The 12,209-nt window shown below is 61.0% G+C and carries 12 protein-coding genes; 10 read left to right on the forward strand and 2 right to left on the reverse strand.

Annotated elements, in window-relative coordinates; genetic code table 11:
• Positions 1 to 34: 34 nt before the first annotated feature.
• The 10 genes from LJX92_RS06980 (at position 35) to pcaC (ending at position 9,799) form a co-directional block, all read left to right on the forward strand.
• Positions 35 to 1,375: an MFS transporter gene (locus tag LJX92_RS06980; RefSeq protein ID WP_228309491.1), complete on the forward strand. Its 1,341-nt coding sequence runs from the start codon at positions 35 to 37 to the stop codon at positions 1,373 to 1,375.
• A gap of 270 nt (positions 1,376 to 1,645) precedes the next feature.
• Complete coding sequence (locus tag LJX92_RS06985) at positions 1,646 to 2,503, forward strand: CoA transferase subunit A (RefSeq protein WP_005785868.1); 858 nt, start codon at positions 1,646 to 1,648, stop codon at positions 2,501 to 2,503.
• The gene (locus LJX92_RS06990; RefSeq protein WP_228309492.1) at positions 2,503 to 3,282 is read left to right on the forward strand and encodes a CoA-transferase subunit beta; all 780 of its coding nucleotides are present in this window, start codon (positions 2,503 to 2,505) and stop codon (positions 3,280 to 3,282) included. The genes LJX92_RS06985 and LJX92_RS06990 overlap by 1 nt, the downstream gene beginning before the upstream one ends.
• Positions 3,279 to 4,481: a 3-oxoadipyl-CoA thiolase gene (gene pcaF, locus LJX92_RS06995; protein WP_179119797.1), complete on the forward strand. Its 1,203-nt coding sequence runs from the start codon at positions 3,279 to 3,281 to the stop codon at positions 4,479 to 4,481. The genes LJX92_RS06990 and pcaF overlap by 4 nt, the downstream gene beginning before the upstream one ends.
• Before the next feature lie 17 nt (positions 4,482 to 4,498).
• Entirely contained in the window at positions 4,499 to 5,203 is a 705-nt protein-coding gene (pcaH, locus tag LJX92_RS07000; RefSeq protein WP_228309493.1) for a protocatechuate 3,4-dioxygenase subunit beta, read from the forward strand.
• Between the two features lies 1 nt (position 5,204).
• Positions 5,205 to 5,771 carry a protocatechuate 3,4-dioxygenase subunit alpha gene (gene pcaG, locus LJX92_RS07005; RefSeq protein ID WP_228309494.1) on the forward strand — a complete coding sequence of 189 codons (567 nt, stop codon included), beginning with the start codon at positions 5,205 to 5,207 and terminating at the stop codon, positions 5,769 to 5,771.
• A gap of 152 nt (positions 5,772 to 5,923) precedes the next feature.
• Positions 5,924 to 7,219 (forward strand): MFS family transporter, encoded by a 1,296-nt coding sequence (locus tag LJX92_RS07010; protein ID WP_032877321.1) that lies wholly within the window; start codon positions 5,924 to 5,926, stop codon positions 7,217 to 7,219.
• A 10-nt stretch (positions 7,220 to 7,229) separates the two neighbouring features.
• Positions 7,230 to 8,594 (forward strand): 3-carboxy-cis,cis-muconate cycloisomerase, encoded by a 1,365-nt coding sequence (locus tag LJX92_RS07015; RefSeq protein WP_228309495.1) that lies wholly within the window; start codon positions 7,230 to 7,232, stop codon positions 8,592 to 8,594.
• A gap of 10 nt (positions 8,595 to 8,604) precedes the next feature.
• Positions 8,605 to 9,396, forward strand: coding sequence for a 3-oxoadipate enol-lactonase (gene pcaD, locus LJX92_RS07020; protein WP_228309496.1), 792 nt, complete (start codon positions 8,605 to 8,607; stop codon positions 9,394 to 9,396).
• Between the two features lie 10 nt (positions 9,397 to 9,406).
• Positions 9,407 to 9,799 (forward strand): 4-carboxymuconolactone decarboxylase, encoded by a 393-nt coding sequence (gene pcaC / locus LJX92_RS07025; RefSeq protein ID WP_005785883.1) that lies wholly within the window; start codon positions 9,407 to 9,409, stop codon positions 9,797 to 9,799.
• Positions 9,800 to 9,865: 66 nt separating this feature from the next.
• On the opposite strand, the gene LJX92_RS07030 is transcribed toward pcaC, so the two are convergent.
• Together LJX92_RS07030 and LJX92_RS07035 are read right to left on the reverse strand one after the other, a co-directional pair.
• A complete protein-coding gene (locus LJX92_RS07030) occupies positions 9,866 to 10,999 on the reverse strand; it encodes a hypothetical protein (protein ID WP_148852401.1) in 1,134 nt (377 codons plus the stop codon).
• 240 nt (positions 11,000 to 11,239) lie between these two features.
• Positions 11,240 to 12,139: a polysaccharide deacetylase family protein gene (locus LJX92_RS07035; RefSeq protein ID WP_228309898.1), complete on the reverse strand. Its 900-nt coding sequence runs from the start codon at positions 12,137 to 12,139 to the stop codon at positions 11,240 to 11,242.
• Positions 12,140 to 12,209: the final 70 nt, after the last annotated feature.

Consider the following 12,209-nt stretch of genomic DNA (forward strand, 5'->3'; position numbering starts at 1 on the left):
GTCATCGGCCCGCCATCGGTGTGGAATAAAAATAATGAATCAGCCTTCTGTCGGTACCACCCTGGACGTGCAGTCCTTCATCAACACCCAGCCATTGTCACGCTACCAGTGGCGCGTGGTGATCCTGTGTTTCCTGATTGTCTTTCTTGACGGCCTCGATACGGCGGCGATGGGTTTTATTGCGCCGGCCCTGTCCCAGGACTGGGGCATCGACCGCGCCAGCCTTGGCCCGGTGATGAGCGCCGCGTTGATCGGCATGGTGTTCGGCGCACTCGGGTCCGGCCCGCTGGCCGACCGCTTTGGCCGCAAAGTCGTGTTGGTCGGCGCGGTACTGGTATTTGGCGCGTTCAGCCTGGCCTCGGCCTACAGCACCAATGTCGACCAGTTGCTGGTGCTGCGCTTTCTGACCGGGCTGGGTCTGGGCGCGGGTATGCCCAATGCCACGACCTTGCTCTCCGAATACACCCCCGAGCGTCATAAGTCGTTGTTGGTCACCAGCATGTTTTGCGGTTTCAACCTGGGCATGGCCGGTGGTGGGTTTATCTCGGCCAAGTTGATCCCGGCGTTTGGCTGGCACAGCTTGCTGCTGATCGGCGGCATCCTGCCATTGATCCTCGCGGGGGTGCTGTTGGTGTGGCTGCCGGAGTCGGCGCGTTACCTGGTAGTGCGTAATCGCGGTACCGACAAGGTACGCAAGGCCCTGGCACCCATTGAGCCCCGTATCGTGGCCCAGGCCGGCAGCTTCAGCGTGCCGGAGCAAGCAACCGTCAAGGCTCGCAACGTGTTCGCGGTGATTTTCTCGGGCACCTACAGTGCCGGCACCTTGCTGCTGTGGCTCACTTACTTCATGGGCCTGGTGATTGTTTACCTGCTGACCAGTTGGCTGCCCACCTTGATGCGCGACAGTGGCGCCAGCATGGAGCAGGCGGCATTTATCGGCGCGTTGTTCCAGTTCGGCGGGGTGTTGAGCGCAGTGGGCGTGGGCTGGGCAATGGATCGGTTCAACCCGCACAAAGTGATCGGGACTTTCTACCTGCTGGCCGGGGTGTTTGCCTACGCGGTAGGGCAAAGCCTTGGCAATATCACTTTATTGGCAACGTTAGTGCTGATCGCCGGGATGTGCGTCAACGGTGCGCAGTCAGCGATGCCGTCCCTGGCCGCACGTTTCTACCCCACCCAGGGGCGTGCCACCGGTGTGTCGTGGATGCTTGGCATTGGCCGCTTCGGCGCGATCCTGGGTGCGTGGATGGGGGCCACCTTGCTGGGCCTGGGCTGGAATTTCGAGCAGGTGCTCACGGCACTGGTGATTCCGGCGGCACTCGCCACTGCAGCCGTGTTGATCAAGGGCATGGTCAGCCATGCCGACGCCACTTAAGCCTTGATGGGACTCAAATGTGGGAGGGGGCTTGCTCCCGATTGCGGGGTGTCAGTCAAAAAATTTGTTGGCTGATCCACCGCTATCGGGAGCAAGCCCCCTCCCACATTTGAATTGCGTTCGCTTAGACGATTAGCTAGACAACAATCTGTTCGATAATCGAACGCTGAGTCGATTATCGGATTGTTCGGCCCATTTCCCCGGCTTAATCTTCAAGCACTTCGGCGCCACCTCAGCGCCTTTTTCGATCAACACCGGGAGCCCAACCCCATGGCTGAAATCCTCACCCTGCGTGATGCGGTCAAGCGCTTTGTGAACGACGGCGATACCGTCGCTCTCGAAGGTTTTACCCACCTGATCCCAACGGCCGCAGGTCATGAAATCATTCGTCAGGGTAAGAAAGACCTGACGCTGGTGCGTATGACGCCCGACCTGATCTACGACCAATTGATCGGTGCTGGCTGCGCGCGCAAGTTGATTTTTTCCTGGGGCGGCAACCCGGGCGTGGGCTCCCTGCATCGTTTGCGCGACGCGGTGGAGAAGCAATGGCCGCAACCGCTGGAGATCGAAGAACACAGCCACGCCGACTTGGCCAATGCCTACGTCGCCGGTGCCTCGGGCCTGCCGTTCGCGGTGCTGCGTGCCTACGCTGGTTCCGACTTGCCCAAGGTCAACCCGCTGATCAAGACCGTCACGTGCCCATTCACCGGCGAAGTGCTGGCGGCGGTGCCGTCGGTACGTCCGGATGTCACCGTGATTCACGCGCAGAAAGCCGATCGCAAGGGCAACGTGTTGCTCTGGGGCATTCTCGGGGTACAGAAGGAAGCGGCCCTGGCGGCTCAGCGTTGCATTGTCACCGTGGAAGAAATCGTCGATGACCTCAATGCGCCGATGAACAGTTGCGTGTTGCCGACCTGGGCACTGACCGCGGTGTGCCATGTGCCGGGTGGCGCACATCCTTCCTACGCTCATGGCTACAACGAGCGGGATAACCGCTTCTACCAGGCGTGGGATCCGATTGCTCGCGACCGTGGGACCTTTACCGCCTGGATTGATGAATTCATCCACGGCACTGCTGATTTCAGCGAGTTCCAGGCCAAGCTGGCCACCGCGCAGGAGGCCAAGTAATGACCTACTCCACCAATGAAATGATGACCGTAGCCGCTGCACGCCGCTTGAAGAACGGTTCAGTGTGCTTCGTCGGTATCGGCCTGCCGTCCAAGGCCGCCAACCTGGCGCGGCTGACGTCCTCACCCGATGTGGTGCTGATCTACGAGTCCGGCCCGATTGGCGCCAAGCCCAGCGTGTTGCCGCTGTCAATCGGCGATGGCGAGTTGGCCGAGACCGCCGACACTGTGGTGCCCACCGGTGAGATCTTTCGCTATTGGCTGCAGGGCGGGCGCATTGACGTGGGCTTTCTCGGTGCGGCCCAGGTCGACCGTTTCGGCAATATCAACACCACCGTGGTCGGTGATTATCACCAGCCCAAAGTGCGTTTGCCGGGTGCCGGTGGGGCGCCGGAGATCGCCGGTTCCGCCAAGAGCGTGCTGATCATCCTTAAACAGTCGTCCCGTTCGTTTGTCGACAAACTGGACTTCATCACCTCCGTCGGTCACGGCGAAGGTGGCGACTCACGCAAGCGTCTTGGCCTGCCCGGTGCCGGCCCCGTCGGCATCATTACTGACCTGTGCATCATGGAACCGGAGGAGGGCAGCCATGAGTTCGTGGTCACCGCGCTGCACCCCGGCGTGACCCGCGAGCAAGTGGTCGCTGCCACCGGTTGGGCGGTTCGCTTTGCCGAGCAGGTCAGCACCACGGCAGAACCGACCGAGACAGAACTGACCGCGCTGCGCGAGCTTGAAGCCCGCACCGCCGCCGCCCATGGCCAAGCACCGGGAGAAGCCTGATGCGCGAGGTATTTATCTGTGATGCCATTCGCACACCTATCGGTCGTTTCGGCGGTGGGCTGTCCACGGTGCGTGCCGATGATCTGGCGGCGCTGCCGATCAAGGCCCTGATCGAGCGCAACCCGTCGGTGGACTGGGACGCGGTGGACGAAGTCTTTTTGGGCTGTGCCAACCAGGCCGGCGAAGACAATCGTAACGTGGCGCGCATGGCACTGTTGCTGGCGGGGCTGCCGGACAGCATTCCGGGCGTGACCCTCAACCGTCTGTGCGCCTCGGGCATGGATGCCATCGGCACGGCCTTTCGCGCTATTGCCAGTGGCGAAATGGAGCTGGCGATTGCTGGCGGCGTCGAGTCGATGTCCCGTGCTCCGTTCGTGATGGGCAAGGCCGATGCGGCGTTTTCGCGCAGCATGAAGCTGGAAGACACCACCATCGGCTGGCGTTTCATCAATCCGTTGATGAAGGCCCAGTACGGCGTGGATGCCATGCCGCAGACCGCCGATAACGTCGCCGACGACTACCAGGTTTCCCGCGCCGACCAGGATGCTTTCGCCTTGCGCAGCCAGCAGCGGACCGCCGCTGCGCAAGCCGCCGGTTTCTTCGCCGAGGAAATAGTGCCGGTACGGGTTGCCCATAAAAAAGGCGAAACCCTGGTGGAACACGACGAACACCCGCGTGACACCAGCCTGCAAGCCCTGGCCAAACTCAAGCCGGTCAACGGCCCGGACAAGACCGTCACCGCCGGCAATGCCTCGGGGGTCAATGACGGTGCCGCCGCGCTGATTCTGGCATCCGCCGACGCCGTCAAGAAACACGGCCTCACCGCGCGCGCCCGGGTGCTGGGCATGGCCAGTGCCGGTGTCGCACCGCGCGTAATGGGTATCGGCCCGGTGCCGGCGGTGCGCAAGCTGGTGGAACGCCTGGGGTTGGCGGTCACCGACTTCGACGTGATCGAGCTTAACGAAGCCTTCGCCAGCCAGGGTCTGGCGGTGCTGCGCGAGCTGGGTATTGCCGACGACGCACCCCAGGTCAACCCGAACGGCGGTGCCATTGCGCTGGGTCATCCCCTGGGCATGAGCGGTGCGCGGCTGGTGTTGACGGCCCTGCACCAGTTGGAAAAAACCGGCGGCAGCAAAGGCCTGGCGACCATGTGCGTGGGCGTCGGCCAAGGCCTGGCCCTGGCGATTGAACGCGTCTAATAAAAGAGGATGGCTCCATGAGTGACAAGCCTGGTTACCGGCGCCCGCAAGCGGGCACTCAACCTGATTACCTGCACCCGGCGTATCAGTCGACGAACCTGCGTTCGCCGTCCCAGCCGTTGGTGTTCCTGCCCCATTCCTTGTCGGAAATCACCGGCCCGACGATCGGCGCCGAGCGCATCAATGACAAGGACAACGACCTGACCGCCCAGCATGAAGGCGAGCCTCAAGGCGAGCGCATCATCATTCATGGCCGTGTGCTGGACGAGAATGGCTTGCCGGTGCCGGGCATTCTCGTGGAGATCTGGCAGGCCAACGCGGCCGGGCGCTACAACCACAAGCGTGACCTGCACGACGCGCCGCTGGACCCGAACTTCACCGGCACCGGGCGTACCGTTACCGACGCCGAAGGCTGGTACCAGTTCCAGACCATCAAGCCCGGCGCCTACCCGTGGGGCAACCATCACAATGCATGGCGCCCGGCGCATATCCACTTTTCGCTGTTCGGCCCCAGTGTGCTGACGCGCTTGGTGACGCAGATGTATTTCCCTGGCGACCCATTGCTCGAATACGACCCGATCTACAACTGCGTGCCGGATACGCGGGCCAAGGAACGCCTGATCGCGCGCTTCGACCTGGAAAAGACCGTCCCTTCCTACGCCCTCGGTTACCGCTGGGACATCGTCCTGCGCGGCCGCGACGCCACGCCGATGGAGAAATGAGATGACACTCAACGCGACCACGTCCCACACCGTCGGGCCGTATTACCACATTGGCCTGACCTGGCTGAACCGCGAAGACATGACTGTAGCCGCCACACTCGGCGAGCGCGTGGCGATCACCGGCCAGGTAGTGGACGGCAACGGTGATGTCGTCAACGACGCCATGCTGGAAGTCTGGCAGGCCAATGCTGCCGGTAAATATGACCACCCTGAGGACGAGCAAGACAAGGCGGTCGATCCGCACTTTGAAGGTTTTGGCCGGGTGCCGGTGGATGCCGAGGGGCGCTTCCGCTTTACCACCATCAAGCCAGGCAGTGTGCCGGGATTGAAAGGCACGACCCAGGCACCGCATCTGGTGGTACTGGTGTTTGCCCGGGGATTGGTAAAGCACTTGCTCACGCGGATTTACTTTGACGGTGAGGCGCTCAACGGCGATGACCCGCTGTTGGCGTGTGTACCGGCTGAGCGTCGTAGCACCTTGATTGCCAAGCCGGATGCGCAGGGTGTGTATCAGTGGAATGTGATTTTGCAGGGGACAGACAAGGAAACGGTGTTCTTCGATTACTGAGTTGGCTGTAGGGCCTCATCGGGGGCGGTGCGACGATTCGACTTGCTCCCGATGAGGCCCTCACAGTCACTACATACCCAAAAGTCTGCTTGCGGAACATGGTTGTTGCAAAGTATGTCTAGGCTATAACCGTTCCCACTGAGTAAAAAACCATGACAACAACAACGAGTCACTACACCGGAGAAGAACGCCGCAAACGGATTTTTGCGATTGTCGGGGCTTCCTCCGGCAACCTGGTCGAATGGTTCGACTTCTACGTCTACGCCTTCTGCGCAATCTATTTTGCCCCGGCGTTTTTCCCCTCGGACGACCCCACGGTGCAACTGCTCAACACCGCCGGTGTGTTCGCCGCCGGGTTCCTGATGCGGCCGATCGGCGGCTGGCTGTTTGGCCGGGTGGCCGACAAGCACGGGCGCAAGAACTCGATGATGATCTCGGTGCTGATGATGTGCGCCGGTTCCCTGGTCATCGCCTTCCTTCCCACCTACAACGACATCGGTGCCTGGGCCCCGGCGCTTCTGCTGGTGGCGCGGCTGTTCCAGGGCTTGTCGGTGGGTGGCGAATACGGCACCACGGCGACCTACATGAGTGAAGTTGCGCTCAAGGGCCAGCGCGGTTTCTTCGCTTCGTTCCAGTACGTGACCCTGATCGGCGGCCAGTTGCTGGCGGTGCTGGTGGTGGTGATCCTGCAACAGATCCTCACCGAAGAAGAACTGCGTGCCTGGGGCTGGCGCATTCCGTTTGTAATCGGCGCCATCGCCGCGGTGATCTCCCTGCTGCTGCGTCGCACCCTGAAAGAAACAACCAGCAAGGAAATGCGTCAGGACAAGGACGCCGGCAGCATCGTCGCGCTGTTCCGTGACCACGGCAAAGCCTTCATCACTGTGCTGGGCTACACCGCTGGCGGCTCGCTGATTTTCTACACGTTCACCACTTACATGCAGAAGTACCTGGTTAACACTGTCGGTATGCACGCCAAGACGTCCAGCTACATCATGACCGGCGCGCTGTTTCTGTACATGTGCATGCAGCCGCTGTTCGGCATGTTGGCCGACAAGATCGGGCGACGTAATTCCATGCTCTGGTTCGCCGGCCTTGGCACCTTGTTCACTGTGCCGATCCTGTTGACCTTGAAAACCGTGACCAGCCCGTTCCTGGCGTTTGTACTGATCACCCTGGCCCTGGCGATTGTCAGCTTCTACACCTCCATCAGCGGCCTGGTCAAAGCCGAGATGTTCCCGCCCCAGGTGCGTGCCTTGGGTGTGGGCCTGGCATATGCCGTGGCTAACGCGGTGTTTGGCGGTTCGGCGGAAGTGGTCGCACTGAGCCTGAAATCCATCGGCATGGAAAACACCTTCTATTGGTACGTCACTGCGATGATGGCGGTGGCCTTCCTGTTCAGCTTGCGCCTGCCTAAACAGGCGGCGTACCTGCATCACGATTTGTAAGGGATGAGTTATGACGCTGCGCACGAGCAATCAACTGTTCGACGCTTACTTCACCGCCAGCAGCATGGCCGAAGTGTTCTGTGACCAGGGACGTTTGCAGGGCATGCTGGATTTCGAGGCGGCGCTGGCCCGGGCCCAGGCTCGGGTCGGGTTGATTCCCAAGGCTGCCGTCGCGCCGATTGCCCAGGCGTGCCTGGCTTCGCTGTATGACGTCGATGCGCTTGGCGCGGCCATTGCCACGGCGGGTAATTCCGCGATTCCTGTGGTGAAGGCGCTGGGCAAGTTGATCGCCAGCGAAGATGCCGACGCCGAGCGTTATGTGCATCTGGGCGCGACCAGTCAAGATGTGATGGACACCGGCCTGGTGCTGCAAGTGCGTCAGGCGCTGGTGCTGATCGAGGCGGATTTGGCGCGCCTGGGGGACGTGCTGGCTGCCCAGGCGCAGCGCCACGCCGCCGTGCCGTTGGCTGGCCGCACCTGGCTGCAGCACGCGACACCGGTCACCCTGGGCATGAAAATCGCCGGTTGGCTGGGCGCCGTGACACGCAGTCGTCAGCGCCTTGCCGAATTGAAACCGCGCCTGTTTGTCGTGCAATTTGGCGGTGCGTCCGGCACCTTGGCTGCGCTCGGCGAACACGCCATGCCTGTTGCCGAAGCCTTGGCCGCCGAGTTGCAACTGGGCTTGCCGGAACAGCCCTGGCACACCCAGCGCGATCGCCTGGTGGAATTTGCCAGCGTGCTCGGCCTGATCGCCGGCAGCCTCGGCAAGCTGGGTCGCGATATCAGCCTGTTGATGCAAACCGAGGCGGCAGAGGTGTTTGAGCCCGCCGCGCCGGGCAAGGGCGGTTCATCGACCATGCCGCACAAACGCAACCCCGTAGGCGCCGCCGTATTGATCAGCGCTGCCACCCGCGTGCCGGGCCTGGTCGCGACGATGTTCAGCGCCATGCCCCAGGAGCACGAACGCAGCCTGGGCCTGTGGCACGCCGAATGGGAAACCTTGCCAGAGATTTGCCGCCTGGTGTCCGGCGCCTTGCAACAGGCGCTGCTGGTGAGTGAAGGGCTGGAGGTCGATACCGCGCGCATGGCGCAGAATCTCGACCTGACCCAGGGCCTGGTGTTGGCTGAAGCAGTCAGCATCGTGCTTGCCCAACGCCTGGGCCGCGATACCGCACACCACCTGCTGGAGCAATGCTGCAAACGCGCCGTGGCCGAGCAACGTCACTTGCGCGCCGTGCTGGCAGATGAGCCCCGGGTGACTGCCGAGCTGTCGGCGGCTGAACTGGACCGCTTGCTCGACCCGGCTCATTACCTGGGCCAAGCCCAGACCTGGGTCACGCGTGCCGTGACTGAACACTTTGCTTTGACTGCCTGAGGAGACCGCTGTGGCTTTTGTACAACTCGCCGAGGGCGAATTGCATTACCAATTGGACGGGCCGGGGGATGCACCGGTGCTGGTACTGTCCAACTCCCTGGGCACCGACCTGCATATGTGGGACGTGCAGATTCCGGCGTTCACCGAGCATTTTCGCGTGTTGCGTTTCGATACCCGCGGTCACGGCAAATCCCTGGTTACCGAGGGGCCGTACAGCATCGAACAACTGGGGCGAGACGTGCTTGCGTTGCTGGATGCGCTGGATATCCAGCGCGCGCATTTTTGCGGCCTGTCCATGGGCGGCTTGATCGGCCAATGGCTGGGCATCCACGCCGGCGAGCGTTTGCGGCGTCTGGTGGTGTGCAATACCGCCGCCAAGATCGGCACGCCTGAGGTTTGGAACCCGCGCATCGAAATGGTCCTGCGTGACGGCGCCGCTGCGATGGTGGCGCTACGCGATGCTTCGATTGCGCGCTGGTTTACCGCGGATTTCGCTGCGGCCAACCCGCACCAGGCCAAGCAGATCACCGACATGCTCGCGGCCACATCGCCCGAGGGCTACGCCGCCAATTGCGGCGCCGTGCGCGACGCGGATTTTCGTGAGCAACTGTCGTTGATCAAGGTGCCGACCCTGGTGATTGCCGGCACTGAAGATGCGGTGACACCGCCGGCTGGCAGCCACTTTATCCAGCACCATGTGCAGCGCGCCGAATACGCCGAGTTCTATGCGGCGCACCTGTCCAACGTGCAAGCCGGCGCTGCCTTCAGCGACCGCGTGATCAACTTTCTGCTGGCTCGCTGAGGAGCGTTTTGTGGACGAGAAACAACGTTATGCCGATGGCCTGCAGGTGCGCCGCGAAGTGCTGGGCGATGCTCATGTCGACCGCAGCCTTAATGCCCTCACCGAGTTCAACAGCGAGTTCCAGGAAATGATCACGCGCCATGCCTGGGGCGATATCTGGACGCGCCCCGGGCTGCCTCGGCATACCCGCAGCCTGATCACCATCGCCATGCTGATCGGCATGAACCGCAGTGAAGAGCTGAAACTGCACCTGCGTGCGGCCGCCAGCAATGGTGTGACCCGCGCCGAGATCAAGGAAGTGCTGATGCAGAGTGCGATCTATTGCGGAATACCGGCGGCGAATGCGACGTTTCACTTGGCCGAGTCGGTGTGGGATGAGCTCGGGGTTGAATCGCGCGCGTAATTGGCGAGAAGACCCGCCCGTGATCATCGGGCGGGCAGTATTCATGAGATTACGCCAGCGTGGGGTTCAGGCACTGGTCCCGACAGGTTTGTAGTTTTGCGTGGTATAGCGCTGCCTCAAATTGGGCTCTTCTTCACCCGAAACGAACCCGCCGCCACTGTACAAAGTGCCTGCTTTACCCTCGCCCATGTTGATAAAGGCATAGTTCTTTACATTAGAGTCGATGGTGACTTTATCGTCTCCGTCTCCGGCTTGAATGAACAGCCTGGAACCACCTGCTGGATCGTTTTTAATAGGCAGGAGGAATTGTTGCCCATTCACTTCAGCTAACAATGAATTGTCTTCTGCTGCGCTGATACGAATAGTGTCATTGCCGCTGCCGGCGGTTATTTGCATGACGCCGTCGCCGAACTGTCTTGGGTTGGCGTTTGGCGAGAACTTGAAGGTGGTCTCGTCATGTTTGAACTCGGCGCCTTTTTGCAGGTGAGGTGCAATGGCGATGATTCCGGGTTGCGAGAATGTTTTCACGCCCGCTGACTCGGGGGCGGAGGTATAGCCATTGGTCCCGGAAACCGTGTGGTTGTCGTTAAGACTCACAGTGGTTTGGAACCAGATGTCGTCTGCAATCGTGACGTGGTCATCGCCACCCTTGGTTTTTATTTCCACGGTCTCGGTCATGCCGCCAGCATTCTGAACCGGTAACAGGTATCGCCTGCCGTTTATTTCTGCGACGACCCCAATGTCCGGAAGACTCTTGAGGTGAACGTTGTCTGCACTATTACCGGTTTCGATGGTGACTTTGTTGCGCAGCATGGGAACGCCGTGAAAACTGCCTTCATGAGCCGTTGCCGAGGTGATCTTGACGTTGCCGTTATCGTACGTGTGAGTGGTCGGGGTACTGGTGAGGGCGCGTGGTACTTCGGTGATGGGGCGTGATTCCATGGGCTGTTGTGCTGGAGCCGTAGCTGCGGAATTGACGGGTTTATCCATCGAGGAGTTAACACGCTGGCCGGCCAGCGAGGTAGCAACCTGATCCTTCGCGAAGCGCGCAGGTTTGGCGGTGTTCGCCGGTAGAAAGTTATTTTCTTTACGGTGCAGCGGGTGGAGGGAGTCTGAGTGTTTTTTATCGCGGTGAATGGATTTTTCGTTAGGGCTGTAAAGGCTGTGCGAATAGTTGTTCTGTAAGGGAGTTGTCAACATGACTAAGTCCTTTTAAAGGTTGGGAAGTGTGAGAAGGTTGGGCAGTGCGCGGTAAGTCTTGCGAACTACTGATCCGATAGTGGGCGGGAAGGAGTACTGAGTTCCAACGCCACTTGTTTCACTTTCCTACGTATTCAAAGGGCTTATGGTCAGTGGGTGGTTAATAAGGTGGGCGTGGTGGGGCAGGATGGGACTACCTGTCTGACTTAAATATCTTACTGTTGTAATTGTTTGTAGCTTTCAGTGTGAGTCCGCATCCCATATCCAGTTCCATACACCCGGCAAATGGACCTCTTCATTCACATCCTTCACGGTGCGTGCCAGTGCTGCGCGTTCCAGCATGGCAGTGTCGGTGTAGAACGGCTCGGCAGCGGTCTTCACTCCGTTGATTTGCGCGCTGTCCATCAGGATCTGCATGTATTCCTGCATATGCCGGGCGGTGTAGCGGTTGATGTCATGGAAGGTCACTACCACCGGTATCACGCCTTCCACCATCGGCAGTTCACCCAGCGCGATGCGCTCACGCACGACCGACAGCTGCCGATACAAATTGGCCCGCCGGCGCGGGCTGGCGTTGAAGCCCCAGATCTTGCCGTCATTGGCACTGAGGTCCGTCAGCAGTACGTGCATGCCATGCCGCTGGTAGGCGGCGAAGGTACGGCGGTCGTAGTTCCAGAACGGAGGGCGTACCAGCACGGGCGGCGTGCCGGTGATGGCGGCAATGTCTGTCGCACCTTCGGTGAGGGTGTATTCCAGCTCTGCATCGTTCAGCCAGCGGTGATTGGTATGAAACGCCGTCGCCGTGTGGAAGGCCAGTACATGGCCAGCGGCGAATTCACGTTCCATGGTCTTGCGCCCTCGAGAGCTACCGCCGGAGCGGGCCGCTTCGGTCTGCAAGAAGAACACCGCCTTGATCCCCGGCAATACCGGGTTATTCGCCAGATCCGCCACGACCGAACGGCTCGGGTTGTTGTAGCCCGAGGCGCTGGGGCCGTCATCGAAGGTCAGCAGAAAGCGGATCGGCGCCTGGGCTTGCAAGCGTTGCTGGGTTGCCGGCGTCAGGGCAATGGGCGCGCCGATGCAGCCGCTCAGGCTCAGGGCCAAGGCAAACACTACGCTCGCTGCGGCAAAGGGTTTCATCAGGTACGCAGGCTCGATAAAGGCCGCTGCTGGGGGGATCAGCAGCGGCAGGCGCGCACCATACAGCAAG

The organism is Pseudomonas sp. HN8-3, from assembly GCF_020790195.1.
In the GTDB taxonomy this organism is placed as follows: Bacteria; Pseudomonadota; Gammaproteobacteria; order Pseudomonadales; family Pseudomonadaceae; genus Aquipseudomonas; species Aquipseudomonas synxantha_A.

Coding starts and splice junctions, on each gene's coding strand:
- LJX92_RS07035 (WP_228309898.1), bottom strand. CDS start 12,139: ATGAAACCCTTTGCCGCAGCGAGCGTAGTGTTTGCCTTGGCCCTGAGC.
- LJX92_RS07010 (WP_032877321.1), top strand. CDS start 5,924: ATGACAACAACAACGAGTCACTACACCGGAGAAGAACGCCGCAAACGG.
- pcaH (WP_228309493.1), top strand. CDS start 4,499: ATGAGTGACAAGCCTGGTTACCGGCGCCCGCAAGCGGGCACTCAACCT.
- LJX92_RS07015 (WP_228309495.1), top strand. CDS start 7,230: ATGACGCTGCGCACGAGCAATCAACTGTTCGACGCTTACTTCACCGCC.
- LJX92_RS07030 (WP_148852401.1), bottom strand. CDS start 10,999: ATGTTGACAACTCCCTTACAGAACAACTATTCGCACAGCCTTTACAGC.
- LJX92_RS06990 (WP_228309492.1), top strand. CDS start 2,503: ATGACCTACTCCACCAATGAAATGATGACCGTAGCCGCTGCACGCCGC.
- LJX92_RS06985 (WP_005785868.1), top strand. CDS start 1,646: ATGGCTGAAATCCTCACCCTGCGTGATGCGGTCAAGCGCTTTGTGAAC.
- LJX92_RS06980 (WP_228309491.1), top strand. CDS start 35: ATGAATCAGCCTTCTGTCGGTACCACCCTGGACGTGCAGTCCTTCATC.
- pcaG (WP_228309494.1), top strand. CDS start 5,205: ATGACACTCAACGCGACCACGTCCCACACCGTCGGGCCGTATTACCAC.